This is a genomic window from Thermococcus sp. AM4 (assembly GCF_000151205.2).
GTDB lineage: Archaea > Methanobacteriota_B > Thermococci > Thermococcales > Thermococcaceae > Thermococcus.
The window spans coordinates 1,347,769-1,373,596 of sequence record NC_016051.1 but is presented as its reverse complement, the minus strand read 5'-3'; the positions used below and the strand labels follow the sequence as shown (position 1 = coordinate 1,373,596).

Here is a 25,828-nt window from a genome sequence, read left to right as displayed (position 1 = left end):
GGGCATGCTGAGCACGGGGGTAAAATCGCTCGACGAACTGTTGGGGGGAGGATTCGGCGAGGGCGTGCTCACCCAGATTTACGGACCCTACGCCACGGGGAAGACGACCCTCGCCGTCCAGGCCGGCCTTTTAAGCGGGAAGATGGTTGCGTACGTTGATACGGAGGGCGGCTTCTCCCCGGAGAGGCTGTCCCAGATGGCCGAGAGCAGGGGACTTGACCCCGAAGAGGCCCTTTCGCGCTTCCTCCTCTTCACCCCCGGCGATATCAGGGAGCAGAGACGAGTCATAGGCTCGCTTAAGAAGCTCGTAACGCCGGAGTTCGGCCTGGTTGTCGTTGATTCGATAACCGCCCACTACCGGGCCGAGGAAGACTGGCGCTCCCTTACCCCAGAGCTCGGCAAGCAGCTCCAGGTTCTCCTGTGGATAGCGAGGAAGAACCGAATCCCCGTCCTGGTGATCAACCAGGTGCACTTCGATGCGCGAGCCGAGAGGACGAGGCCAGTGGCGGAACAAACCCTCGGCTATCGCTGTAAGGACATACTCCGCCTCGACAGGCTTCCAACCCCTGGAAAAAGGGTGGCCATCCTCGAGAGGCACAGGTTCAGGCCGGAGGGGGGTATGGTCTACTTCAGGATCACGGAGAAGGGGATAGAGGACGTGGGCGAATGACGTCGTTAAGGTCAAAGGCAAGGAAGCCCTCTTCCCCCAGTTCCTCCTTACCCTCAAGCTCCCTCGCTATGACCCCGAACTGGTAATCCCCTTTGAGGGGGAGGAGTTCCGCCTTCCTCTCAAGGGACTTCAAAACCTTCCTCGCGTCCCTCAGGCTCAGGTCCTTCCACTTCACCTCGAAGAGGAGGACGTTTTTCCGGTCGTAGGCGACCACGTCTATTTCTTCTCCCCTGTACCACCACCTGCCAACGCGCTCCGGCTCAAAGCCTAAGTCGAGCCCTCTCACGAAATCCACTGCTATTCTCTTGTAGGTTTTGCCAACGAAAGCGGGGAACTCGGCCCTAAAGCGCTCAAAGACCCTTTCGGGGTCCTCTTCAAGGGCGGTGTAGTTGTGGTAAACGAAGCGGAACCAGAAGTTGAAGAACTCGTCGCTTATGCGATAGATGACTTTCCTCGTCTTCAGCGGGTTCTCGGTGACGGGAACTTCCCTCTTCAGGTACTCGAAGTGGTTGGTCAGCTCGCTGAGGTACTTGCCGACGGTGAGGAGCTTCATACCCGTTTTGTCGCTTATCTCCTTGGGCGTAACGTAGCCGAGGCTGACCGCTTCGAGGATTGAGAAGTGAGCGCGGTAGAACCTGCCGAACTCCAGCTTAAGGACGTTCAAACCTTCTTCCCTCAGCGGGGCGAACTCGTCGAAGAAAAGCCCCCAAAGGGCCCCAAGAGAGCCTCCCTTGTAGTAGCGCGGGACGTAGAGGAGATACCGGGGCATTCCGCCCAAGGCAGAATAAAGCTCAACGAAATCCCTCGGCGGAACGCTAACTTGCGAGCGCACGAAGTCGAAGGAGGTCCAGAAGTCAAAGGGCCTCAGCTTAACCAACTCGTCCACCCTGCCGAAGAGGGGCTCCTTTCTATCCATGAAGATGCGCTTAATCATGCCGACGTACGAGCCAACTGCGATGAGCATTAAGTTCGAGGTTTCCTTTTTCTCGTCCCAGAGCCTCTGGAGGGAGGAGAAGAAGGAAGGTTTAACCGTCCTGAAGTTCTGGAACTCGTCAAAGACCACAACAAGCTTCCTCTCCCGCGAGAAGTCGAGCAGGAACCCAACCAGCTCCTCCAGGGAGCCGAACTTTGGCTTCAAGTAGGAAGGGAGGTAGCGAGAAATCTTTTCCTCAATCTCGCGCGAGTACTCTTCGAGGAGCAAAGCCTCGTCCTTCTCGCCCACGAAGAAGTAGAGGCCGAGCTTATCACTCAGAAACTCCTTGACCAAGGCGGTCTTCCCGACTCTCCTCCTGCCGTAAATCACGAGAAAGCTTGAGCCGGGAAAGGAGTAAACCTCCTTGAACTTCTCAAGCTCGCGCTCCCTGTCGTAGAACATATTACCCACCGAGTATATTACCGAATGAGTAATATTTAAGGGTTGCGGGAAATAAAGCCAAGACTAACAGGCCCGGCACTTCCAGCTATGAACGTTACCAAAGGTTTTTGAGAGCTACCTTCAAACACCCGCATCTGAACTCCCCGGAAACCGAAAGAAGGCGCCGGAGAAAAGGGCTCAACCTACCACTCCCCCCTGGAAGTAGGGCTTTATCCCCTGAGGAAATCAAAGAGACCATACATCTCGGTCAGGGTGGCGAGATAGTAAAAGAGGTGAGAGTAAAGAAAACGGAGAGGAGGGAACGCCTTCAAATTCTCTCGTAGACCTCCTGCGTGATCCTCAAAACCGCCCGGTATAGCTTCTCGCTTATTATCCCGTCCTCGTAGTGCTCCCTGAGCTTGTCCTTGTCGATTATCTCCTTCGCTCCGTCCGGCCACTTCACGATGTCTATCTCCAGGTCTATGTAGCGGGCCCTGTCGGGGTAGATCTCAACCGGCGTGTTGATGTTGTAGTACTCGCCCTTCAGGTTGCCGTTTCTGTCGTAGTAGCGGTGAACGAACCACCACTTGCCGGCCTCGATCTCGGTTATCGCGTAGTCGCCGAACTCTATGGGCAGGTCGAGGCCGTCGTAGAACTTGCCGGGCTTGAGGTTCCTCCTCAGGGTTATCCTGAGCGGGTTGAAGGTTACCTCGACTATCTCCCCCGGTCCGAGTTTGTACCTCTGACCGTCCGGCTTGTTGTGTTCAAGGAAGAAAAGCCATCCCTTTTTCGGCCCCTTGGAGTCGAGCAAAGCCTCCCAGAAGCCCTGATTGACCTTGATCCTCTGACCCGGCACCTTCGCGAGAATGCCCTCGGCGATCTCAACGGCGAAGCTGAACTCAACATCGTAGGCCTTGAGCATGTGGTGTCCCTCTATCGTGGGGACTACCTTGTTCCTTATCTCGTCGAGCTTTCTCTTGGCCCCTCCACCGAACTCGACCTCGTATATGTTCCTCCCCTCGACGATCTGCTCCGGGGCGGATCTCCTCTCCGCCTCCCTGAGCCTGTCGGCGATCTTGGAGAGCCTTATGATCTCGTCCCTTAACGTGTTCCAGTCCTTGTAGGCTGCGGCCGTTCTCCAGAGGATTCCCCACTCCCCCATGTCTATGCTAAGGCCGAGGATCCTGAGCCTCTCCCTCTCCGAGCTGTCCCGTATCTTCCGCGATATCTTGACGTGTCTCTGAACGCCGACCGGTTTGGGTATGAGCACCGCGTAATCGCCGGGAATCGTCAGCGTCGTGCTCAGGTGGGGAAGGAGGTTGTGCTTCTTGACCTGGACGAGGACCTCGTCCCCCTCGTTGAGGTTCCTCCCTTCTTCCACCGGGATCGTGCCTATCGCGTTGCCTATGTCAACGTAGACGTAGCGTTCGTCCTTCTTTATGACGAGCCCCTTGTAGATGCCGTAGAGCTGATAGGGGAGCTTTCGGAAAAGGACGTCTATAAACTCTTCCTCAAAAACCTCCTTAACCTTCTCAACCTCTGTACCGACGAGTATTACCCCGTGGTGATCCCTCTTGTCGTAGACGTCCACGTCGAACTCGTCGTAGGTCTTCTCGATTCCGAGCCTTTCGGCTATCTTCTGGCTGGGCTGGCTGATCCTAAACCCCCTGTCGAGGAAGAGCTTTGTCAGGGCCGTGCTGTATATCCCCCTAACCCGAACTGAAACTCCTGTGTCTGTAGACACTTTCACCCCCCCGTTCCTTCCTTTCCACTACTCCAATGAGCGTGAGCCCCTCAAGGATCTCGCCGGCGTTCCTGACGCCGCTGAGCTTCTCCACGTTTCTCGCCTCAACCCACAGCAGCCCCATGCTGTGCCATCTGATTAGAGCCTCCTCGACCCTGTACACGTCTCCCGGGTGGAGGTAAAGCCTCCTCATGAAGACCAAAGACGTCTCAAGGGCTTTCTCGATCTCGTCAATTTTCTTCAGCCTCTCAACTATACCAGTGGGGGCCTTTTTCTGATTTTCGCTTCCGCCAACCCTTTCGAGGAACTCTATGCTCTCGACCTCCTTCCCGATCGCCTGGAGCGCCTTCCTAACGGTGTAGTCGTATATCCTGTGGAAGTGCACGAGCCTGTCGAGTGAGGCCTTGAGCCTCGTTCTCTCCGAGTACTGGTCGGGCCTTGAGAGCAGGCCGAGGAGCTCCTCCAGGCGGAACTTCATCTGGTGCTCGCTCTTCTGAACCTCCCTCAGGATCGCCTCTACCTCACCGCTTACAGGTGCCATCTCCCGGTACAGCTCTCCGATCAGATCCATCTTCTCCACGGACAGGGAGTAGAGGGATTTAACGGTGCGGTAAAGCCCTTCAAAGCTCTCTTCCTCGTAGAGAAGGGGGAACTTGGATTCAAATTCTCTGTGAAGGCCCTCAATCTTTGCGAGGATTTCCCGAACCCTCTCGGTCCTCATGCTTTCACCCCGGGTTCTCATCTTTGTTCCTGCAACTACTTTACCTTTTCTCTTGTTAAGCGCTTCAGTTTAACCAAAAGGTTTTTTTAAGCCGAAAGACTAATCGTCCCGGTGTTGCCATGACCCTCTACGACCGCTTCGGAAGACCAGTGACGAACCTCAGGATTTCGCTCACGCAGGAGTGCAACTTCCGCTGTTTCTTCTGCCACCGCGAGGGCCAGAGGTTTTTAGCTAAAAACGAGATGATGCCGGAGGAGATAGAAAGGCTCGTTAGAATAGCCTCTCGCCTCGGAATAAGGAAGGTCAAGCTCACGGGCGGTGAGCCCACCGTTCGGGAGGATATCATCGAAATCGTCCGGAGAATTAAGCCCTACGTTAAAGACCTGAGCATGACGACCAACGGGAGTCGCCTAAAGGAGCTCGCCGAACCGCTCGCGAAGGCCGGTCTGGACAGGGTGAACGTCTCGCTCCACAGCCTCAAGCCAGATGTTTACAAAAGAATCACGGGCGTTGACATTTTCGAAACAGTTCTTGAAGGCATCGAGGAGGCAGTAAAGTATCTCTCTCCGGTCAAGCTCAACATGACGGTAATGAAGGGCCTCAACGATGGTGAAATCTGGGACATGATAGACTTCTCGGCGAAGACAGGCGCGATACTCCAGCTCATAGAGCTCGAAGCGCCGAGGGAGATGACCGAGACGGCGTTCTTCAGGAAGTACTTCTACCCGCTCAGGCCGGTGGAGAGGGAGCTCGAAAAGAGGGCAGTAGAAATCCGCGAGAGGAGGATGCACAGGAGGAGGAAGTACTTCATTCCGACGGACTACGGGATAGCCGAGGTCGAGGTCGTTAGGGCGATGCACAACACGGTCTTCTGCGCCAACTGCACGAGGCTGAGGGTCACCTCCGACGGGAAGTTCAAGACCTGCCTGCTGAGGAACGACGATTTGATAGACTTCCTGAGCGCGATGAGAGATGGCGCGAGCGACGAGGAGCTCGTGGATATCTTCAGGAAGGCGGTCTTGATGCGCGAGCCCTACTGGAAGTGAGTTTTTAAACTCCCGCTCCAACTCTCTCCGGTGAGAGCTTGCCTGCGCTTAGGGTTCCAAGGCGGGAAGCGGAGCCGGTGAAGAGAAGACTGAAGAAGCTCGGCCTCTACGACGGGAAGAGACGGCCGAAGAGGGAGGGTGACTTCGTTCTCCTGCCAGTGGTCGAGGACGGGAGAATTTACACCCTCGGCTACGAGGTCTTGCCCGTTGAGCTTCCGTTTCGGCCCGAGAGGCAGATATACAAGAACCTCGAGAGCGTTTTGGCAGAGAGGCTGAGCGAGGAGGAGCTGAAGTATTTGAGACGCTACGACGTTATAGGCGACATCGCCGTTATTCAGATTCCGCCCGAGCTGGAGCACCGCGTTGACGACATAGTCTGGGGCCTGCGGAAGGTCCACCCGTTCCTCAGGGTGATAGCGAGGAAGGGCTTCCACGAGGGAACATTCAGGATTAGGGACTACTCGATAATCTGGGGCGAGAAGAGACTTGAAACGGTCCACAGGGAGAACGGCGTCGAGATTAAGGTTGATTTGAGCAAAGTCTTCTTCAACCCGAGGATGAAGGGCGAACGCTATCGGCTGGCCCAGCTGGTGAAAGACGGCGAGAGAATTCTGATTCCCTTCGCCGGCGTTCTGCCCTACGCTCTCGTGATAGCGAGGTACAGAAAGGTCAGGATAACGGCCGTCGAGCTGAACAGAGAAGCCTACGAACTCGGGCTGGAGAACGTAGAGCGCAACAGGAAGAGGCTGAAGGGAGAGATAGAGTTCATTCACGGCGACGCCTTCAAGGTCCTGTCCGAGCTTCCGAGCTACGACCGGGTCATTAGTCCGACGCCGAGGGGCATTGACGCGTTGGCTTTAACGCTCTCAAAGGCCGAGCGCTGGCTTCACTACTACGACTTCGTTCACGAAAACGAGATTGAAGCCTTCAGGCGGAGAATACTTGAGGAATGCCAAAAGCTCGGAAGGGAGTGCTCCGTGAGGGTGAAGAAGGTGAGCGACTTCAAGCCCCACGTGTTTAAGGTGTGTGCAGATATCGAGCTGAGGTGAACCCTTATTAACTTCCTCTGCGTTATTCCAAGTGATGACGGGAGGAGAACTGGAAGATATTATGAAAATTCTGCAGTCCCACTCCAGCGAGCTGAGGCGGTTAGGCGTCAAGAGGCTCTGGCTCTTCGGTTCTTATGTAAGGGGCGAGGCGAGAGATGACAGCGACCTCGACATCCTCGTGGAGTTTGAGGATGGTAAGAAGACCTTTGACAACTACATGGAGCTGAAGTTCCTTCTCGAGGACCTGCTCGGGGTGGAGGTTGACCTGATAACAGTCGAGGCTCTGAAGCCGGGAGTGAAGAAGTACGTATGGCGCGAGGCGGTGAGCGTTGAGGGACTATAGACTCTACATTGGGGACATCTTAGAAGCTACAGAGAAAATCGAGGAGTACACCGAGGGAATGACGCTTGAAGAGTTCAGAATAAACAAAATGGCCGTAGATGCCGTTGTAAGAAACCTCGAGATAATCGGAGAGGCGTGCCGGGCAATCCCTTCAGAAATCCGAGAGAAACATCCCGAAATAGGGTGGCGCAAGATAATCGGACTGAGGAACATACTAATCCACCAGTACTTCGGGATTGACATCGAGCTAATCTGGGACCTTATTCAAAACAAGCTCCCGGAACTTAAAAAGAGAATAGAAAAACTCGCTGAGGAGATTTGAAAGCAAACATCACTTCTTCAGGAAATCAAACAGCGTCGCCTGCTTGCCCTTCTTCTTTTCGGGCTTCTTCTCCTTCTTCCCCACGGGCTCTATCTCCCTCTCCGCAGCATCAAGCTCCTCCTCTGTGAGCTCCTCTTCCTCCTCGGGCTTTTCTTCAGGCTCTTCAGTTTCTTCAAATTCTTCGGTTTCCTCAGCCTCTTCCTTTTCCTTCGCCTTCCTGAGGCCCTCGCGGACGCTCGTCTCCAGCCTGCCCCGCTCCTTGAGCTTCTTTTCGATGTTCATGGCCTTGCCCCATATCGTCTTGGCCTTCTCCGAATCCCCGGCGAGGAATTCCACCTCCTTCTCGCTCAGGTCGAGAAAGACCGTGAAGTGTGCCGCTAAATCTGGGTTGCTCTCGAAGATAACGCGGAGGTAGTGGAGGGTCTCCAGGGCCTCAAGCCTGGCCATGTGCATCTCCTTCATGACCTTCTTGACTATCGAGTCCCTTAGCGTTCTCTCGGTCTTGCTCTCGGTGAGGAGCTTGATGGTCTTCGGCGGGTAAATCCTCACGAAGCCCTTCTTCTTGACGCCGGCAACGGCAACTCCAGCCGTCATCATGTCGGTGGCGTACTTCCAGAGCGAGTAGTTGCCCGTCCTCTTTGCCCTGCCGAGGTATATGTCGGCCCTGCTGAGGGCCTCGTATGCCCTCGCTATGTCCTCGGGCCTGTAGTAGACGTAGGGCACGTTCTCGTCAATCCAGAGGAGGAGCTCGTCCGGGAACATGTCCACGCCGAGCGTCGCCAGCTTGGCCTTCTTGGCGTTGTCGGTCGCGAACACCTGAGCTAAAGCCTGGAAGACGCTCTTCTCGACGTCACGGTAAGCAAGAACCTCCCTCGCGTCCTCGACGCCACCCGTAACCACAGTCTGGAGGTCGTTTATCGCCGCTCTCAAATCGCCGTTCGCGCGCCTGGCTATCTCGTAGAGTATCTCCTTCGGAACGGTCTTTCCTTCACGCTTGAGAATCCTCACGAGGGCCTTTATGATGTCCCTCTGCGTTAACCGCTTGTACTGAACGATGAGGGCCCTGTTGCGAATCTCCCTGGGAACCTCCCAGTAGTGGTTGGCGCTCATGATTATCGGGTTCTTGGCCCTATCGATGAGCTTCGCTATCTCGCGGGCACCGCTCGGCTCTATGTTGTCCGCCTCGTCGAGGAAGATTAGCTTCCGCCTCTTTCCCAAAATGTCCATCGTATAAGCGGCCTGAACGTAGCGCTCTATCTTCTCGTAGGTTCTCTCGTCGCTCGCGTTCAGCTCGATGACCTCGAAGCCGTACTCGTTCGCCAAAGCGTAGACGGTGGTCGTCTTTCCGACGCCCGGAGGCCCGGCGAGGATTAGCGCCTTCTTCTTCGGAGGGTTGCCGTGGAGCCAGGCCTCTATCCAGGCCCTAACCTGCTCTATGGCCTTCTCTTGGTTCACTATCTCGCTCAGCTTCCTCGGCCGGTATTTCTCAACCCACGGCACGGTCATAGCAATCACTTGCCCTTCTTGTCGCCCATAATCGTGAACTGAGCGAGCAACGCCTCGAGCTGTATCATCTCGTTGGCCCCTTCAACGAGCCTGAAATTGTACTCGCCTATCTTGTCCGCCAGAGCGACCTTCTTGTCTTCGGGAATCGGCAGGTTGAAGACCTCCTTGTGCATCTGAATCAGCACGTCCTCACCGCTGAGGCCCTGCTTGAGGAGGACCTCCCTCAGCTTCTCCCTCGCCTTCAGGAAGTTGCCCTCCAACGCTAAGGTCATCATCTCGCGAACGTCCTCGGGGCGGGCCCTGCTGGCAACTAGGAAGACGTTCTCATCGGTTATCTTCTTGTCCAGAGCGGCAGCAGCCTGGAGGACGTTGATTGCCCTCCTCAAATCGCCTTCCGCTACGTAGAGAATCGCCTGTAAGCCTTCTTCGGTGAGCTCAAGCCCCTCCTGCTCGGCGATGTATTTTATGCGCTTCGCTATGTCCTCGTCGTTGAGGGGCCTGAAGCGGAAGATGGCACATCTTGATTGTATAGGTTCGATTATCTTTGAGGAGTAGTTACAGCTGAGGATAAAGCGAACGTTGTTGGAGAACATCTCCATCGTTCTCCTCAAGGCCTGCTGGGCGTCCTGGGTCAGGGCGTCGGCCTCGTCGAGGAAGATTATCTTGAAGCTCGCTCCCGCGACGGGTTTGGTGCGGGCGAACTCCTTGACCTTCTCCCTAATCACGTTTATGCCTCTCTCATCGCTCGCGTTGAGCTCTAGGAAGTTGTGGCGCCAGTTTTCGCCGAATAACTCCCTAGCAAGGGCTAGAGCGGCCGTTGTGTTGTGGAGAACCGTCGGAAGGTTGCCGCCTATGAAGTTGTGGTAACCGGGCACATGGAGGTCATAGATTACGAAGTCACCCTTAAGCTTCTCGACCTCAACTATCTCATCCCAGAGGAGCTCGTTCTGGGCGAGGAATATCAGGTAAGCGACACCCCTTTTGAGCTTTTCGTCGTTGAGTATCTCCCTTAAAAGCTTCAGCTCGGCCTTTCTAATCTCCTCAAGGGCCTCTATCTTCTCGGTGTTGCTCTCAAGGACAATCCTCACGCTTGAGTTCCAAGTTCCGACGAGCCTTCCAATCTCGGCATAGCTTGAGTACTTCCTCGCAAAGGTGCGCATGGCTTCTATCGTTTCTTCCAGCTGAATTCCAAGGGCACCAGCAATCTTAAGGTAGTTCCTCAGGCTCGGCTTCCGCTTGCCCTTAATGTATTCAAGAAGTCTGTCATGCCTTATACCGGTCTTCTCAGCTATCTCCTTTCTTCTCCTCGCGACCTCGTTCCAGTCTACGAGGATGCTCCTCGACAGGGCCTTTTCAAGCTTTTCGAGCTCGTCAAGGCGGTAGTAGATTTCCTTCATCAGCTCCCAGGCTATCCTCTTGGCCTTCTCCGGGCTCCACCGGGCCTTGTCATCGTAGAAGTTCAGCTTGAGCCTGTCCCTGACGTAGGAAATCAGTTCCCTGTCAGCGTAGAGCGAGCCGATGTTGGGGTTCGGCTTCTTCACCAACGCCTCAGCCTTCCTCCTCTTCTCCTCGACCGAGAAGCCGGCCTCCCTGAGGAAGCGCGATATGTTCTCGGAGCCCGAGATGACGACGTAGTAGTAGGTGCATCCTTTGACGGCCTTGCTCCTCACTTTGGCGACCACTCCAAGCCCCGCCAACGCGTAAGAGACCTGCTCCGCCATCTCCCTGCTTGCGGTCGAGAGAACTATCCCGTTCTTCTCAACGCCCGCGTCGCAGTCGAAGTAGGCCCTGAGGAAGGAGCGCAGGCCCTTCCAGCCCTGCCCGGGTATGTAAACCCTATCCGCCTTCCTGCCGGCGAGGCCGAGGCTCTCAACGAGTTCCTTTGTCATCTTTGAGTTCACGTAAACGTCAGGGGCACGGTCCTTATGGATTCTCTCCTTAATTCTCGCGTCCGGGAAGAGCCTTTCGGTGAGCTCCATGAAGCGCTTTCTGAGCTTCTCGTCCGTGTTAGTGAAGGTTATGGCGTTTGTTTGGGCGTCAGCATGGCCATCACCGATGAAGTAGCCGAGCCACTCAGCCAGGGGGTCCTCATCGAGAATCGCCGGGAGGAAGCGCGGAACTGCCAACCTGTCCCCGGGCCTGAGCTCCTCGGCCTTGACCCACTCTATTCTCCCGTCCTTCCTGTTCACGAGGAGCGGGTGGTACGAGGTTACCTTGAGCTCCCTGCCGAGTCTTGTTTTTATCCTGACAAGCTCATCGGTTCTGTCCTTGTAAACGTACTCGACTGGCAACTCCCTGAGTTTTCCGTCCTCGTCAACGCCGAGAACCGTTAGGCCCTTGACGGGGGTTGGACCAAATCTACCGTTGCTCAGCCTCTCGACGAGTTCACCTATGGTGGTCAGCTCACCGTTGATTACGACCTTGGCGTCTCCCGTAAGGCACTTTCCAACGCCGGGCGGTCCAGCGAAGAGCAGGTGGGGCATCGAACCGGTTTTAGCGTAGTGTTTGAGCCTCTTGACTATGTGCTCCTGACCAACGATGTCATCGAGCCTCTGAGGGCGGTACTTTTCAACCCAGGGCTTCTCGAGAACCTTAACCTCTCTAATTTCCTCCCCCATGCGTTCCACCTGCTGGGTTTTTAACTCAGATCCTCTTAATCTTTTTGTGTTCTGTTTGCAACGCAATATTTTTAATATTCTTTTTCTTCTATAATGGTGGTGATAATCAATGAATATACGTAAAAAAATCTTGGTGGTAACTTTGGTTTTGTTTTTATCTGTGATGGCAGTGAACCAGTTTTCACTAAAAATGGCGGCGGATGACTTTCAAGAAGTTCAGGTTAAGTACAGCAAGTCATTGTTTTCAAGGGTCTTGGTTAGCAAGGAGGATCGCTTTGCTATCTACTTTGGATCCGGCAGTGGAACCTTTACTGCAATCGGAATGCTGCCCAATGGAACGCCCGTCTTCCTTGGATACTACTACGGGGATGGAAGTTTTCACGTGAGCATGAAGGCCGCCCTTGTCTATGCAAGAATTTGGGAGCGATACTTAAGCCACCTCGGACTCGACCCTGAGAGCGTGAATCCAGGAATGCTGTTTCTTGGAGTGGTAAAAAGGGATAACGGCTTCTACTCTACAGCTTTCTCGGTGCCCATACGCGTTGACAAGATATTGGATGGGTACGCGGTAAAAGTCCATGTATCCGCGCCGATGATTAAACTGTCTCAGTTAAAGCCAATAAAGGAAAACCTGACCGAAAAAACGGCGGACAAGAGTAGAAATGGGGGAGTGGAATCCGTCTGGGATGATTATCCGCCCTCGCTGGGGGATAGGGATGCCCAAAGTCTTCTCATGAAATTGGCTCCGGACCGAATTGATAACAAGTGCCTCTCCTCAGGGGTCTGTTTGTACTGGGCACCTGACTACAGGATACTCTCCTGCGGCATCAACTCCAGCATTCCACTTGTTATAGCCCACATTTGGGGAAACAGGGATGATAGGGATGCCGGTCACATTGAGACGTTTATGGCCACTAAAAGTTCATCGGGTATCTCCATATCGTTCTCGGCCCTTGGAGTGGAAAACGATGGAGGCTCTATAACCCAGATATCCGCCGGTCCGGTTTTTACCCTGAAGGAAGATGGAGAGTGGATGGAACGCGATACCCATTTCTATGGTAAAGACCTTCCCGGGGGAGAGAGCTACGTGATGTCGGGAATCGTTGGGCACTACGTTGTCATGCGCTACAGACTTTATGCGGTGGGGTATCCCGATGGGAAGGAGTTTACCGTGCCGTATAACAGCAGAGCCTTCTTTACGATAGTGGTTCCTGTCCTTGAGGGAACTCCGGAGGGAGTTAAGATAAAAACCTGGGACGGGATCTTCAGTGCTGATGATGGATCAAAACTCGTGGAAAAAGTGAAGGGCATCGTGAACACCTTTGACGGATACAGAAACTACACTTTTACCAAAAGCGTTGACGTGGATACTTGGCAACTTAAGAGCGAGTCCCATTATACTCCCCTGTTCTCGATGGGCATTTCCGTGGGCAATCCGGGGGTGATCCCGGTTGCAGGATTTTCGATAGGCATGTCATCGGAAGATGATTCATTTCTTAAGATGGACGTTAGTTATACTTCCTGGAATGAAGATCAAAGGTTCGAGGTGACCACCTACAAGCTAAAAGACGTGTTTCTCTACCTGAAGGACAAGAAGAGCTACGTCATCCCCGTGATGTACGTTGACATCTACGAGGTTCCAGAGTACCCACCAACGCCTCTTTTGCCTCCTCACCGTATCATATACCCACTAACCGAAACTGCTTGGGAGGGATAACTTTAAGGCCCTTTTCTTTTGACATTTTTATGTATGGACCCGCTTGAGCACGCCTCGATTCCGAGCCTCGTCTACCTCGCACTCTCCGGCGAGCCGACGCTAGCGGGACTCACCGCCCTCGCCCTCGGGGCTGTCTTTCCGGACCTCGATGCTTTGGCTGAGGAGCATCGCTCGTACCTTCACTCCCTCCTGCCCTTTCTCCCGATCCTTCTCCTCGGTCTGCACCTCGGCAGTCCCTTCCTGCTCTTTGCCCTCGGCTGGGGAAGCCATCTGTTCCTCGACTTCTTCACAGGCGTCGTGCCCGTTGCTTACCCGCTGTCGAGAAGGGGCTGGGGGTTGTCAATCACCGTCACCGGGCCGGGGAATTTTAGAATCAGGGCCGAGATAATCGAAAGGTATCCGGACGAGAGGCACGATTACAGGCTTGAAATCGGCGGGAGCTTCGCGCTCGCCCTTTTGGCGATCCTCACGGCAATAATTAGACTGCACTAACCGGTTCAGTGCAAAACTTTTATACCGCGGTGCCCATATGTAAACGGTGGTTCTCATGGGGAAGCTTGACTGGATTAGGGAGGAACTTCAGGAGCTCAAGGATAAGGGCCTCTACGTGACCATAAGGAAGCTCGAGAGCGCCCAGGGCCCGTGGGTCGTCGTTGACGGCAAGAGGGTTCTCAACATGTGCTCCAACAACTACCTCGGCCTCGCCGCGCACCCGGAGATCAGGTACGCGGCCATAAGGGCCATCCTTGACTACGGCGTTGGTGCCGGCGCCGTGAGGACGATAGCGGGAACGATGGAGCTCCACGTAGAGCTCGAGGAGAAGCTGGCGAAGTTCAAGAAGCGTGAAGCGGCCATACTCTTCCAGAGCGGCTACAACGCGAACCTGGGAGCCCTAAGCGCCCTCCTTACCAAGAAGGACAACGGGGTTTTCATCAGTGAGGAGCTCAACCACGCGAGCATCATAGACGGAATGCGCCTCAGCGGTGCGCCGAAGGTAATCTACAAGCACCTCGACATGGAGGACCTCGAGAGAAAGCTAAAGGAGAACAAGGACAAGAAGAAGAAAATCATCGTCAGCGACGGTGTCTTCTCGATGGACGGCGACCTCGCCCCGCTCCCGGAGATGGCCGAGCTGGCGGAGCAGTACGACGCGATACTCTACATAGACGACGCGCACGGTGAAGGAGTTTTGGGAGACAGCGGAAGGGGTATCGTCGACCACTTCAAGCTCCACGACAAGGTTGACTTCGAGATGGGAACGCTCAGCAAGGCCTTCGGAGTAATCGGCGGCTACGTCGCCGGCCCTGAGGAGGCCATCGAGTACCTCCGCCAGCGCGGAAGGCCGTTCCTCTTCTCGAGCGCGCCCAACCCACCGGACGTCGCGGCTGCCATAGCGGCAGTTGAGATTCTCCAGAGGAGCGACGAGCTCGTCAAGAAGCTCTGGGACAACACCCACTTCCTCCAGAACGGGCTCCGCGAGTTGGGCTACGACCTCGGAAACACCAAGCATCCGATTACTCCAGTTATGCTCTACGACGAGAAGCTCGCCCAGGAGTTCAGCAGACGCTTATACGACGAGTACAACATCTTCGCTCAGGCGATAGTTTACCCGACCGTCCCGCTCGGAACTGCCAGGATAAGGCTCGAGCCTTCCGCTGCCCACAGCAAGGAGGACCTCCAGTACGTCATAGACGCCTTCGAGGACCTCGGGAAGAAGACCGGGTTCTTGAAGTGAGTGTGCAGTTAAACTCCTTTTCGTGCTTTTTCTTTTCTGATGGACTATATGCTTCACATGCATTGGAGGATAACCCCATGAACTGGATTAAGCTTCTGCCTAATGAGGAGGGGATTGGGAAGATAGGGAAGGAGGCCCTTGTTTGCTTTGTTCTTCTTTTTTGGCCGTACATAGCGGTGATGGGGGCCCTCTCAAAGGGAATGGTCGCGGATCCAAGGGAGGTTTACAGTATGGAAGTACTCCCCAAGGCATTTTTTAGGGGCTTTCTGGCCGTGATTGTTGCGGTTTTGATGAGAAAGCTCAGCGGTTATAAGCCTTCCCCGTACCGCTACGGGTGGATTTTGACCGCGATAGGCATGTTCCTGTTTCCATTCGTTTCCCTGACGAGGAGCCAGCTGGTAGTGACGCTGTTTTTCATACTGTGGTACTATCTCGTCATCTGGACATTTTCATGGGAAGCGGCTCCGGAGAGGGCAAAGAGAACCTCCTGAAGTGAGTGCACGATTGAAACCCTTCTATGCTTCTTTTCAAATTTCTGGAGTTCTATCGTCATTCAAAAGATGCTAAACTGGAATATATTTCTTCTGATTTTCTACTGGGAGTGTTTCTGCTCTTGTTCCCTCAAAAGGTTTAAATACGTCCTCATACAGAAATATATAACCGGGTGATGGCCGTTGGGGGGGGGCGTTGCATACTTTAATCTAACCATGGCTATAATAGTTCTTGTGGTTATGTTTGCGCTTCTGTTTCTGAGCGTTAAACACAGGCACCGGTTCAGGGAGCATTATCCCAGATTGGCCCGGGCGTACGATTGGATGATAATTGCCTGGCTGGGCTTTTCCCTTGCCAAACTCAGTGTTCTTCCAGTCGAGTTGTGGAGGGCCGGTTTGGTGAGCATTTCCAGTAACACCGTTACCCTATTCGAAACCCTCTGTAATATCCTCTGTGGTATCGCCCTGATAATTTTGATGTACGGATGGTCTCATCTGTTGAGGGAAATTCTCGTGCATTACGAGCTTGTTCCCGTAGTCGAGCTTAGAGGGGATGGAGGGAACGAGAGGATAACCCCTGGTCTTTACATCGTCACTGTTAAAAACGCAGTGCCACTTCTCAAGAGGTTCCTCGCAGGCAGGGCGGTTGCCATAATATCCAGAACCCCTCCCGAGTTCTTTAGAACAACCCTTGGGATTGAGAAAACCCCCGTTATCTGGCTCACCAGTGTTGGAGGCAAGGATACGGTTCATCCCCGCAGGCTCGAGTACCTTACACACCTTTTGGTCCAGTTTATGAGAAAGAGCGAGGCCGAGAAGGTGATATACCTCGATGGAGTTGAGTACCTGATGACCGAAAACGGGTTTATTCCCGTCTTTAAGTTCCTCGCATACCTGAAAGATCACGCGGTGATGAACAACACCATCATCCTTGTTCCAATAGATCCGAAGTCCATCGGGGAGAGGGAGTTCAGGCTTTTGAGCAGGGAGTTTGAGACTATAGGGGACGACTGAGGGTTAAACCCCATCCGCCATCATTCCCCACACTAGTGAAACTCCAATTGAAAGGGCTATGGAGATGTAAAGGGGAGCGACAATTAGGGCAATTTTTTTCGTGCTTTCAATATTCCTGTACCACCCAAATGCCCTTGCGCCCATAATTTCAACTGCTCCAATGAGGACCACTGTGGGAAGGCTGAGGAGCCAGAACCTAGAGGTGTTTACAATAGAGTTTATCGCAACCTTGAAGAGGTACCACCTAATTCCACTGGAGATGAAAAGAATTAAGAAGAAAATGGCCAACTCCCTCTCGATACCGTCCCCAATTTCAAACCCGAGAACTTTCTTAACGGTCATCCTACTAAGAAGCCAGAGAATGCCTATGTTTGATATCAGGGGTACTATCAGTATGGCCATTAAATAGAAGTAAAATATAATGGCCCAGAACAGTCCCATTAAGATACCACCTGCAATGGAGAGTGGAGGGTGGGCGAGAATTTTTACTGGGCTGAACTGCCCGTGGAACTTTGCTGATATTAGACCAGAAGTAAGGAAGTAGCCAATGAAAGCAGGTAGAACGAGTTTGTCGGGGGGTGATAGTTTTAAGAGACCTATTACAAAGATCACAAATCCAGTGAAAACTGTCGCTTCTAATGGAAAAGATCTGCTGATGGGCACCTTGAGAGTGGCTTTCTTTAGAACCCCCGAGACAAAGCCCGAAGGAATTGCCCAAATCACGATGATGTACAGCGTAAACTCCCACAGGTTCATTTTAAATCCCCCTCATCCTGTACATAAATATCATGGCGAAGAGTGCAATGATTGCTGAGTACAGCGGCAGGATAATGGTTATGATATACCCTATTTTCCCGATACTGATTAAATCTTTTTTGCTTAATGATTTTTCATGAAGGATTGAGATATCTAGTCATCAAAGCAAAGTCTATGCGTGGAAGAACTACTATTCTTAAGAACGGAGGGAAGAATTAAAGCCATTGCAATCATCAATAGCCAGTACTTGTTTTCTCTGAGGAACAAAATAGTCATTATTGAAAAATAGTCCACAATTGATATCAATGCTGAGAGCCCTATAAGACTCAGAATTGTCCATATTGTCCATTTTCTTAGGGGGATATTGAATTCTGCTGTGGTACATAAGTCTAAGGGTTAGCTAGGGAAATCCTGAGACTAGATACAACAGAATGAGCGGGAATACACTCTCCATGCTAAGTCCCCCTAAAACTTAGTCCACTCTACCTTGTAGTAGGTAACGTCCGCATCTTCGTCAACTATCGCCATCACCATGTTTTTCCTGACACCGTGAGCTACTCTAACGCGAGCGGTTATGTCGTTCGGGCTCAGGCGGGAGTTCTCAGGTAGGACCCACACGAGCCACTGGGAGTGCTCGTCCATGCCCCTGCGGTAAACGCGGAAGTGCGAGCCGAACTTAAGGCCGGACTTGACGGTGTAGCCCCTGTCGCGCAGGTCCTTGTAAACGAGATACTTGGCGTCGAACAGCTCGTCCCTCTTCCTTCCGAGGTTCATGAGCTCCTCGACGGTTAGTTTTCTCTTCCCGTCCCTGACCTCTATCTTGCCCCTCTCGACGAGATAAGTTGCCTCGAGCAACGAGAGGAAGAGCTTGCCCTCCACCAGCTTCCCGAAGTGGCGCTTGTTGTAGAGGCCGTTTATCGCGTTCTGGTCGGTCGAGAAGACCCTGTCCCCGCTCAGGTAAAAGACTATCATCAGCTTCCCCTCCATTCCTCAGCAGGCAGGAGCATGTAGTATGCATCTTCGCCGTCAGAGTAGTAGCCGATAATCCGCTTCACCTTCCGGAAGCCAAAGCGCTCGTAGAGCTTTATGGCCTTTTCGTTGCTCACACGAACTTCGAGGCCGATGTAGCGGGCCCCCCGCGCGATGAGCCTGTCTATCGCCTCGGTGAGCAGGGCCGAGCCTATGCCGTTCCCACGGTAGCGTTTGTCAACGGCTATGCTCATTATGTGTCCTTCAAGGTCCGGGCGGAGGTAGGCCATGACGTATCCTATGACCTTTCCATTGTACTCGGCGACGAGAAACGTCTCGGGGTTGTTCTCCAGGAAGACGAGAAAGAGCCCCCTTGGATAGGCCTCGCGGAAGGATTCCCTCTCGATCCGCATTATCTCACCAATGTCGAAGAGCCTCGCGGGCCTTATTGTGACGAGTGCCAAAGGAATCTTGCCGCTCAGCTGTTTCACTGAAACGCTCATGTTTATTACTAAGCGTGAAAGTTTTTAAGGCTTGAGGAGACTTCCTATGGGGTGGCCACCCCAACGTGATGAGCACTCTCGAACCTGACCTCGGGATGATGACCGGATTCCTGGCTGATATATCATGTGTTATAGGAGGGGGGAGTGTAAATGCGCCATGTTAAACTTATTGCGCTAATTTCTAGTGTTATGATATTAATAATATCGACTATTGCATGGTCTTTGACGAAAAATTTTGATGCGACCAATGTTGTTCTGACTGCAATAACAACAATAGCAACAGTTATTATGGCAGTGACAATATATCAATTGGATTTGACACTCCAGCAGTTGAGATTCGACGCTCTTAATAAAACATATGAATTCCTTAGCAATGATATTAAACAAGATCTGAACATAATTTCTCAATGGGCGAAAGAAAAGAGGAGCCCGGATGAAATATTCTCTGGAAAAGATCATGATAAAAACTGGCAAATTGTTCGTTTTGTTAGCGTTGCGTTTAATAAGGTTGGTTATTATGTCTATAAAGGATTTATTGATGAAACTTTTATCCAAGAAGAATTTGGAGGTCTTGTCGTTCGTTCGTTTATAGCAATTAGACCATACCTTGAGTATATACGAAACAAAAGTGAGCCTGAGGACAAGCCTTGGTTTATGAGACGTTTCTATCTTATGATTGTAGTAGTATGTGAGAACTATCTAAGAAAGAACTTCCCTGAATACTTAAAACGTCTTGTTAATGAGTATGGGAACTCTGATATAAAAAGAGATTATGACAGTGGTAGCCTCGTTCCAAAAAGGTGGTTGGCAAAAGATGTTTATAGTTGGCTTCAGAAGAAAGGGTACCTTCAATAATGGTGCAGCAAATGCTCTCATAAGACAAAGATATATGGAATCATCAACTTTAAAAGGCTGGACAAAAACTCCAGCACATGCGGAAGTGGCTCCCGGCTTTGCTCCTCCTATCAATCGCCGTCATGTTCCTTGGCGTTTACGTGGGCTCAGTTAGGCTTAGCCCGTCCGATGTTACCAGCTCGATAGTTTACGGGCTGAAAACGACTCTTTTAAAGGAGCACTCGGCAAAAAGGCCGAGGTATTTTATCATAGTCTGGGAGCTCCGCCTGCCGAGGGTTCTTCTCGCCTACCTCGTTGGACTCTCCTTGGCGAGCGCCGGCGTGGCGAGTCAGGCCCTCTTTAAGAACCCCATGGCCGACCCGTACATAATCGGGATAAGTGGGGGTGCGAGCATCGGTGCCGCTTTAGGTCTCATCTACTTTCCGGATCACGTTTCGTTGCTGTCCTTTGCCTTCGCCCTCCTCTCGGTTTACATAGTTTACACCGTCGCCAAGGTGGATGGCAGGATACCCGTTGATACGCTCCTCCTCTCGGGGGTGGCTTTCAGCTTTATGGCGGGGGCCATAACCTCATATCTCGTTCTGACACTCGGACCGAAGGCCCACATCACGTATATGTGGCTCATGGGAAGCTTCAACGGTGCCGAGTGGAGCGACGTTAGAAACGTTTTTCTTGCCTCTCTCTTCGGCATCAGTTTCCTCCTATGGAAATGGAAGGAACTGAACCTTCTCCTCCTCGGTGAGGAGGGCCTTGCCCTCGGGCTGGACGTTGATACCTTCCGCAAATTCGTTGTGATCGTTATTGCCGTGATGAGTGCCGTTTCCGTTGCGTCGGCCGGGATCATAGGCTTCGTGGGTCTCATCGGTCCCCACATTGCAAGAACCCTCGTCGGACCCAACCACAAGAGGTTAACCTTGAACGCGGCCCTTCTTGGAGGGATCCTGATGGTTCTGGCGGATTTACTCGCCAGGACGATAGCCAGGCCAACTGAGATTCCAGTCGGCATCGTTACCGCGATGATGGGGGGGCCTTTCTTCCTTTACCTCCTCAGGAAGCACAAGAGGGGTGAGTCTCTCACATGATCCTCAGGGTGAACGTTTCCTTTTCGTACGGAAGGAGAAAGGTCCTCCGGGGAGTTTCCTTCGAGGCCCGCAGGGGTAGTCTGCTCGCGGTGATCGGGCCCAACGGGGCCGGTAAGAGCACGCTCCTGAAGTGCATTGCGGGGATCCTCAGGCCTGAGGGAGAGGTGGAACTCGATGGCGTTGATTTAATCCACATGAGCCCGAGGGAGCGGGCGAGGTTCGTCTCCTACGTGCCCCAGGCCTCGGTTCCCGAGTTCAACTTCACCATCGCGGAGTTCGTGGAGATGGGCACGTACTTCACTGGAGGCAGCGTGAAAAGCGCCCTCAAAAAGGTGGGTCTCTGGGATAGGAAAGATGAGTCAGTGCTCTCGCTTTCGGGCGGTGAGTACCAGTTGGTTCTCCTTGCCCGGGCGCTGGCACAGGGAGGGAAGGTTATTCTCCTCGATGAGCCGACCAGCCACCTCGACGTAAATCATGCCCTCAGGATAATGGAGCTGTTGAAGGAACTTCGGGAGGAGAAAATTGTGATCGCGGTTCTCCACGACCTCAACCTCGCACTCAGGTACGCCAACGAGCTCCTTGTCCTCAAGGACGGTGAGAAGTTCTGGGAGGGCAGCGCCAAAGGCCTTTCGCCGGAGGTTCTTGAAAAAGTTTACGGGGTTAAGGTCGAATTCGTTCGGGGCCGCTTCGGAACGGCCGTGCTGTCCTCTCTGTGAGCTACCAAACCTTTAAATTCATGGCGAGAAGTTAGTTCTGGGGGTGATTATGGTGGAGGAAAAGAAAACCGGGACAACCACCGTTGGTATAAAGGTTAAGGATGGCGTCGTGCTTGCCGCTGATACGCAGGCTTCACTCGGCAACATGGTTGAGACGCTCAACATAAGGAAGATACTCCCCATCACGGACAGGATAGCGATAACAACCGCCGGGAGCGTGGGAGACGTTCAGGCTTTGGCGAGGATGCTCGAGGCCCAGGCGAGGTACTACCAGTTCACGTGGGGAAGGCCCATGACGACGAGGGCTATGGCAAACCTGCTGAGCAACATACTCAACGAGAACAAGTGGTTCCCCTACATGGTGCAGATACTCATAGGCGGCTACGTGGACAAACCTGAACTGGCGAGCGTCGATGCCCTCGGCGGGCTGGTCTTTGAGAAGTACACTGCAACAGGCTCGGGCAGTCCCTTTGCCATCGCGATAATAGAGGACGGCTATAGAGAAGACATGAGCATCGAGGAGGCCAAGGAGCTGGCCGTTAGGGCCGTCAGGACCGCGGGCAAAAGGGACGTTTACACCGGTGAGAGGAAGGTTCAGGTTGTCGTTATCACCAAGGACGGCATGAAAGAGGAGTTCGTCGAGTTCAAGGAGTGATGACCTTGAGGGGCCTTATAATAAGGCAGCCCTACGCCGGGTGGATAGTGGAGGGCAAAAAGATCTGGGAGATACGGAAGTCCCGAACCCGCATCAGGGGAGAGGTGCTCATAATAAGCAACGGAAAGGCTATAGGGAAAGCGGAACTCGTGGACGTCCTCGGGCCCTTTACGCCTGAGGAGCTGGCTGAACACGGGGACAAGCATCTCGTTGATTATCCCTTCCTCAGGGACTACTCCAACGGAAAGCCCCTCTACGCGTGGGTCTTCAAGAACGCGAGGAAGTTCGAGAGGCCTGTAAGAGTAAGGCTCAAGAAGGGCGTTCAGGTCTGGGCCAACGTTGAGCTGGGGGAGGATGATGAGGTATAGGTACCTCATACCCCCCGTGGGGCTTCCCTTCTTTCTGGTGCTCTTTCTCCTGTTCATCGTCTTCTTCACGATATTCTCCGGCATGGTCACGGCGGCGTTTCAAAGGCTCGGCATTCCTCCTGCCGTTGCTTACACGCTATTCCTTGCGTCCCTCTTTGGAAGTTTCCTCAACATTCCCGTGGCTGAGGAGAGAACCTACGTCCCCGTCGTCAAGGTGAAGGAAGTCCGGTTCTTCGGCATTCCATATCCCGTTCCCTACTTCGATCTCGAAGAGCAGAAGATGATAATCGCCATTAACGTCGGGGGTGCCCTGGTTCCACTCAGCATAGTTCTCTACGAAGTTTTGAGGCTGGTATCCCTTGGAAGGGGGGACGTGCTCCTCAACATGGGGATCGCGGTGGGCATAGCGTCGCTCTTCAGCCACGCTGTTTCAAAGCCCGTTCACGGTGTTGGCATTGCCATACCGAGCTTTATACCTCCGATCATAGCCGTTGTCCTTGCCTTCCTGTTCGGGGGGGACTACAAGCCCCTAATAGCCTACGCCAGCGGTACATTGGGTGTTCTTATAGGTGCAGACCTGATGAACTGGGGCAAGCTTAAGCATCTGGGTGCTCCGATGGTCAGCATAGGCGGTGCCGGAACCTTCGACGGGATCTTCCTCGCGGGAATAATTGCCGTTCTTCTGGTATAACGGTGGATTTATAAGGCCGTGCTTCAACAGGAAGCCGTCAAAGGAGGTGGCGCTCATGTTCGTTATCGGGAGCGGTGGGAGACACCTCGAGGGGGAGCTCAGGAAACTCGGTGGAGACGTTCTCGAAGTCGAACTCAGGAAATTCCCAGACGGGGAGAAGTACGTCCGGGTTCTCGGCTCTGGGAAAGAGGCCACCGTTGTCAGCTCAACGTTCGCGCCTCAGGACGAGAAAATCGTCGAGCTGATCCTCATAGGGGATGCCCTCCGGGAGAGAGGATTCGAGAGGCTCCGCGCGGTTGTTCCCTACTTCGCCTACAGCAGGCAGGACAGGGTTACGAAGGAGGGCGAGCCGATAAGCGTGAGGGCTGTGATGAAAGCCCTCGGCCTCTACTACGATGAACTCTACGTCTTCGACCTTCACAATCCCGAGACCCTTAGGTACTTCCCGGGCAAGGGGGTAAACGTCTCCCCGGCGGGGATCATAGCGGACTACTTCCGCGAGAAGCTTGGCGAGGGAATAGTCCTTGCCCCGGACAGGGGTGCCCTCGGGCGGGCTAAGGCCGTTGCGATGGAGCTCGGTCTGGAGTACAGCCACTTTGAGAAGAGACGCATCTCCCCGACGGAAGTTGAGATGAGGCCGGTGGAGGTGGACGTTAAGGGCAAGAACGTGCTCATAGTGGATGACATAATAAGTACCGGTGGAACGATGATTAAAGCGGCCCGTATACTCAGGAAGCTCGGCGCGGAGAAGATCTTCGTCGGGGTTACCCATGGGGTCTTTGCTCAGGGGGCCGTTGAGAGGGTAAGCGATGCCGTTGACGAGCTTGCGGTTACGAATACGATACCAACTCCCGTCTCGAAGATAAGCATCGTCCCCGAGATACTTCGCCTCTGATGTTGGCAAGGATTTTAACATTTTTATGTCTAAATATGGTCATTTTGGTTCTCTTTTTTGACGGCTTCTTTTTCAAAAATATCCCCTCTCAGTTGCTTTGCAAAAATTTTGTATCGGTGGAGTTCCGCCCTATTGGGTGGAGCCCCCGAAGAGGGGGCAAAACACCCGGGCGCCAAGACGGCGGCGTCGGGGGGAAAGGGTGCAAAGCACCCAACGATGAACCCCGCCCTCCAGCCCGGGTCACAAAAAGGTGCGCTCCCGAGGAAACGCCGAAAGGCGGACCCCTCGGGGGTAAGGCAGGCCCGACATCCCGACCAAACCCCGGACGGGAATTTGGTACTTCCCCGCAGAGGGAAGTCCCACCGGTCGTACTCCTTGCTCAATTCCGGTTGATCCTGCCGGAGGCCACTGCTATGGGGGTCCGACTAAGCCATGCGAGTCATGGGGCGCGCTCTGCGCGCACCGGCGGACGGCTCAGTAACACGTCGGTAACCTACCCTCGGGAGGGGGATAACCCCGGGAAACTGGGGCTAATCCCCCATAGGCCTGGGGTACTGGAAGGTCCCCAGGCCGAAAGGGCGTAAGCCGCCCGAGGATGGGCCGGCGGCCGATTAGGTAGTTGGTGGGGTAACGGCCCACCAAGCCGAAGATCGGTACGGGCCATGAGAGTGGGAGCCCGGAGATGGACACTGAGACACGGGTCCAGGCCCTACGGGGCGCAGCAGGCGCGAAACCTCCGCAATGCGGGCAACCGCGACGGGGGGACCCCCAGTGCCGTGGCACAGCCACGGCTTTTCCGGAGTGTAAAAAGCTCCGGGAATAAGGGCTGGGCAAGGCCGGTGGCAGCCGCCGCGGTAATACCGGCGGCCCAAGTGGTGGCCGCTATTATTGGGCCTAAAGCGTCCGTAGCCGGGCCCGTAAGTCCCTGGCGAAATCCCACGGCTCAACCGTGGGGCTTGCTGGGGATACTGCGGGCCTTGGGACCGGGAGAGGCCGGGGGTACCCCTGGGGTAGGGGTGAAATCCTGTAATCCCAGGGGGACCGCCAGTGGCGAAGGCGCCCGGCTGGAACGGGTCCGACGGTGAGGGACGAAGGCCAGGGGAGCGAACCGGATTAGATACCCGGGTAGTCCTGGCTGTAAAGGATGCGGGCTAGGTGTCGGGCGAGCTTCGAGCTCGCCCGGTGCCGAAGGGAAGCCGTTAAGCCCGCCGCCTGGGGAGTACGGCCGCAAGGCTGAAACTTAAAGGAATTGGCGGGGGAGCACTACAAGGGGTGGAGCGTGCGGTTTAATTGGATTCAACGCCGGGAACCTCACCGGGGGCGACGGCAGGATGAAGGCCAGGCTGAAGGTCTTGCCGGACGCGCCGAGAGGAGGTGCATGGCCGCCGTCAGCTCGTACCGTGAGGCGTCCACTTAAGTGTGGTAACGAGCGAGACCCGCGCCCCCAGTTGCCAGTCCTCCCCGCTGGGGAGGAGGCACTCTGGGGGGACCGCCGGCGATAAGCCGGAGGAAGGAGCGGGCGACGGTAGGTCAGTATGCCCCGAAACCCCCGGGCTACACGCGCGCTACAATGGGCGGGACAATGGGATCCGACCCCGAAAGGGGAAGGGAATCCCCTAAACCCGCCCTCAGTTCGGATCGCGGGCTGCAACTCGCCCGCGTGAAGCTGGAATCCCTAGTACCCGCGTGTCATCATCGCGCGGCGAATACGTCCCTGCTCCTTGCACACACCGCCCGTCACTCCACCCGAGCGGGGTCCGGGTGAGGCCTGGTCTCCCTTCGGGGAGGCCGGGTCGAGCCTGGGCTCCGTGAGGGGGGAGAAGTCGTAACAAGGTAGCCGTAGGGGAACCTACGGCTCGATCACCTCCTATCGCCGGAAATCCCGTCCGGGGGGTTTAAGGGATGTCGGGCCTGCCTTCAGTGGGCCGGTAGCTCAGCTTGGGAGAGCGCCGGCTTTGCAAGCCGGAGGCCCCGGGTTCGAATCCCGGCCGGTCCACCACGAAGAGGT

At 54.3% G+C, this 25,828-nt stretch carries 25 protein-coding genes, 1 tRNA gene and 1 rRNA gene; 19 read left to right on the top strand and 8 right to left on the bottom strand.

What is annotated here, in order from left to right; genetic code table 11:
• The first annotated feature begins 4 nt into the window (after positions 1-4).
• Positions 5-670, top strand: coding sequence for a DNA repair and recombination protein RadB (gene radB, locus TAM4_RS07500; protein WP_014122637.1), 666 nt, complete (start codon positions 5-7; stop codon positions 668-670).
• On the opposite strand, the gene TAM4_RS07495 is transcribed toward radB, so the two are convergent.
• From TAM4_RS07495 to TAM4_RS07485, 3 genes are all read right to left on the bottom strand, one after another.
• Entirely contained in the window at positions 636-2,045 is a 1,410-nt protein-coding gene (locus tag TAM4_RS07495) for an ATP-binding protein (RefSeq protein ID WP_014122636.1), read from the bottom strand. The two genes, radB and TAM4_RS07495, sit on opposite strands and share 35 nt — an antisense overlap.
• Positions 2,046-2,352: 307 nt before the next feature.
• A complete protein-coding gene (locus TAM4_RS07490) occupies positions 2,353-3,768 on the bottom strand; it encodes a ribonuclease E/G (protein WP_014122635.1) in 1,416 nt (471 codons plus the stop codon).
• On the bottom strand, positions 3,734-4,489 hold the full coding sequence (locus tag TAM4_RS07485) for a hypothetical protein (protein WP_014122634.1): 756 nt from the start codon (positions 4,487-4,489) through the stop codon (positions 3,734-3,736). Before TAM4_RS07485 ends, TAM4_RS07490 begins: the two co-directional genes overlap by 35 nt.
• Before the next feature lie 119 nt (positions 4,490-4,608).
• Here TAM4_RS07485 and moaA point away from each other — a divergent pair, with 119 nt between their 5' ends.
• From moaA to TAM4_RS07465, 4 genes are read left to right on the top strand one after another with little or no spacing between them, the layout of a single operon-like run.
• Positions 4,609-5,535 (top strand): GTP 3',8-cyclase MoaA, encoded by a 927-nt coding sequence (gene moaA, locus TAM4_RS07480; protein WP_014122633.1) that lies wholly within the window; start codon positions 4,609-4,611, stop codon positions 5,533-5,535.
• A 38-nt stretch (positions 5,536-5,573) separates the two neighbouring features.
• Positions 5,574-6,584 (top strand): class I SAM-dependent methyltransferase family protein, encoded by a 1,011-nt coding sequence (locus TAM4_RS07475; protein WP_014122632.1) that lies wholly within the window; start codon positions 5,574-5,576, stop codon positions 6,582-6,584.
• 34 nt (positions 6,585-6,618) lie between these two features.
• Positions 6,619-6,927 (top strand): nucleotidyltransferase family protein, encoded by a 309-nt coding sequence (locus tag TAM4_RS07470; protein WP_048150306.1) that lies wholly within the window; start codon positions 6,619-6,621, stop codon positions 6,925-6,927.
• Positions 6,914-7,249, top strand: a complete 336-nt coding sequence (locus TAM4_RS07465; RefSeq protein ID WP_014122630.1) for a DUF86 domain-containing protein — start codon at positions 6,914-6,916, stop codon at positions 7,247-7,249. The genes TAM4_RS07470 and TAM4_RS07465 overlap by 14 nt, the downstream gene beginning before the upstream one ends.
• A 9-nt stretch (positions 7,250-7,258) precedes the next feature.
• Here the strand turns inward: TAM4_RS07465 and TAM4_RS07460 are convergent, their stop codons facing one another.
• Positions 7,259-8,755, bottom strand: coding sequence for a replication factor C large subunit (locus tag TAM4_RS07460; RefSeq protein WP_014122629.1), 1,497 nt, complete (start codon positions 8,753-8,755; stop codon positions 7,259-7,261).
• A 5-nt stretch (positions 8,756-8,760) separates the two neighbouring features.
• Complete coding sequence (locus TAM4_RS07455; RefSeq protein WP_014122628.1) at positions 8,761-11,373, bottom strand: replication factor C small subunit; 2,613 nt, start codon at positions 11,371-11,373, stop codon at positions 8,761-8,763.
• Between the two features lie 109 nt (positions 11,374-11,482).
• Here TAM4_RS07455 and TAM4_RS07450 point away from each other — a divergent pair, with 109 nt between their 5' ends.
• The 5 genes from TAM4_RS07450 (at position 11,483) to TAM4_RS11530 (ending at position 16,330) form a co-directional block, all read left to right on the top strand.
• The gene (locus TAM4_RS07450) at positions 11,483-13,090 is read left to right on the top strand and encodes a hypothetical protein (RefSeq protein ID WP_014122627.1); all 1,608 of its coding nucleotides are present in this window, start codon (positions 11,483-11,485) and stop codon (positions 13,088-13,090) included.
• 33 nt (positions 13,091-13,123) lie between these two features.
• Positions 13,124-13,582, top strand: a complete 459-nt coding sequence (locus TAM4_RS07445; RefSeq protein WP_014122626.1) for a metal-dependent hydrolase — start codon at positions 13,124-13,126, stop codon at positions 13,580-13,582.
• Between the two features lie 55 nt (positions 13,583-13,637).
• Positions 13,638-14,825: a glycine C-acetyltransferase gene (locus TAM4_RS07440; RefSeq protein ID WP_014122625.1), complete on the top strand. Its 1,188-nt coding sequence runs from the start codon at positions 13,638-13,640 to the stop codon at positions 14,823-14,825.
• Positions 14,826-15,004: 179 nt separating this feature from the next.
• Positions 15,005-15,316, top strand: coding sequence for a hypothetical protein (locus TAM4_RS07435; RefSeq protein ID WP_148258650.1), 312 nt, complete (start codon positions 15,005-15,007; stop codon positions 15,314-15,316).
• Between the two features lie 216 nt (positions 15,317-15,532).
• Positions 15,533-16,330, top strand: coding sequence for a DUF835 domain-containing protein (locus TAM4_RS11530; RefSeq protein ID WP_158306673.1), 798 nt, complete (start codon positions 15,533-15,535; stop codon positions 16,328-16,330).
• Between the two features lie 3 nt (positions 16,331-16,333).
• Here the strand turns inward: TAM4_RS11530 and TAM4_RS07425 are convergent, their stop codons facing one another.
• The 3 genes from TAM4_RS07425 to rimI all read right to left on the bottom strand — a co-directional run bounded on the left by TAM4_RS07425 (position 16,334) and on the right by rimI (position 18,558).
• Positions 16,334-17,086 (bottom strand): hypothetical protein, encoded by a 753-nt coding sequence (locus TAM4_RS07425; RefSeq protein ID WP_048150303.1) that lies wholly within the window; start codon positions 17,084-17,086, stop codon positions 16,334-16,336.
• A 465-nt stretch (positions 17,087-17,551) separates the two neighbouring features.
• The gene (gene endA / locus TAM4_RS07420) at positions 17,552-18,058 is read right to left on the bottom strand and encodes a tRNA-intron lyase (protein ID WP_014122621.1); all 507 of its coding nucleotides are present in this window, start codon (positions 18,056-18,058) and stop codon (positions 17,552-17,554) included.
• Positions 18,058-18,558 carry a ribosomal protein S18-alanine N-acetyltransferase gene (gene rimI / locus TAM4_RS07415; RefSeq protein WP_014122620.1) on the bottom strand — a complete coding sequence of 167 codons (501 nt, stop codon included), beginning with the start codon at positions 18,556-18,558 and terminating at the stop codon, positions 18,058-18,060. The genes endA and rimI overlap by 1 nt, the downstream gene beginning before the upstream one ends.
• A 150-nt stretch (positions 18,559-18,708) precedes the next feature.
• On the opposite strand from rimI, the gene TAM4_RS07410 reads away from it, so the two are divergent.
• The 9 genes from TAM4_RS07410 to TAM4_RS07370 all read left to right on the top strand — a co-directional run bounded on the left by TAM4_RS07410 (position 18,709) and on the right by TAM4_RS07370 (position 25,819).
• A complete protein-coding gene (locus tag TAM4_RS07410) occupies positions 18,709-19,413 on the top strand; it encodes a hypothetical protein (RefSeq protein WP_014122619.1) in 705 nt (234 codons plus the stop codon).
• A gap of 77 nt (positions 19,414-19,490) precedes the next feature.
• Entirely contained in the window at positions 19,491-20,495 is a 1,005-nt protein-coding gene (locus TAM4_RS07405) for an iron ABC transporter permease (RefSeq protein WP_014122618.1), read from the top strand.
• The gene (locus TAM4_RS07400) at positions 20,492-21,211 is read left to right on the top strand and encodes an ABC transporter ATP-binding protein (protein ID WP_014122617.1); all 720 of its coding nucleotides are present in this window, start codon (positions 20,492-20,494) and stop codon (positions 21,209-21,211) included. The genes TAM4_RS07405 and TAM4_RS07400 overlap by 4 nt, the downstream gene beginning before the upstream one ends.
• Positions 21,212-21,260: 49 nt before the next feature.
• Entirely contained in the window at positions 21,261-21,866 is a 606-nt protein-coding gene (psmB, locus tag TAM4_RS07395) for an archaeal proteasome endopeptidase complex subunit beta (protein ID WP_048150301.1), read from the top strand.
• 5 nt (positions 21,867-21,871) lie between these two features.
• Positions 21,872-22,234, top strand: coding sequence for an ASCH domain-containing protein (locus TAM4_RS07390; RefSeq protein WP_014122615.1), 363 nt, complete (start codon positions 21,872-21,874; stop codon positions 22,232-22,234).
• A complete protein-coding gene (locus tag TAM4_RS07385) occupies positions 22,224-22,925 on the top strand; it encodes a DUF1614 domain-containing protein (RefSeq protein WP_014122614.1) in 702 nt (233 codons plus the stop codon). Before TAM4_RS07390 ends, TAM4_RS07385 begins: the two co-directional genes overlap by 11 nt.
• Positions 22,926-22,980: 55 nt before the next feature.
• Complete coding sequence (locus TAM4_RS07380) at positions 22,981-23,820, top strand: ribose-phosphate diphosphokinase (RefSeq protein WP_014122613.1); 840 nt, start codon at positions 22,981-22,983, stop codon at positions 23,818-23,820.
• 382 nt (positions 23,821-24,202) lie between these two features.
• Positions 24,203-25,689, top strand: a 16S ribosomal RNA gene (locus TAM4_RS07375).
• Positions 25,690-25,742: 53 nt separating this feature from the next.
• Positions 25,743-25,819: transfer RNA gene (locus TAM4_RS07370), tRNA-Ala, on the top strand.
• The last annotated feature ends 9 nt before the right edge of the window (positions 25,820-25,828 follow it).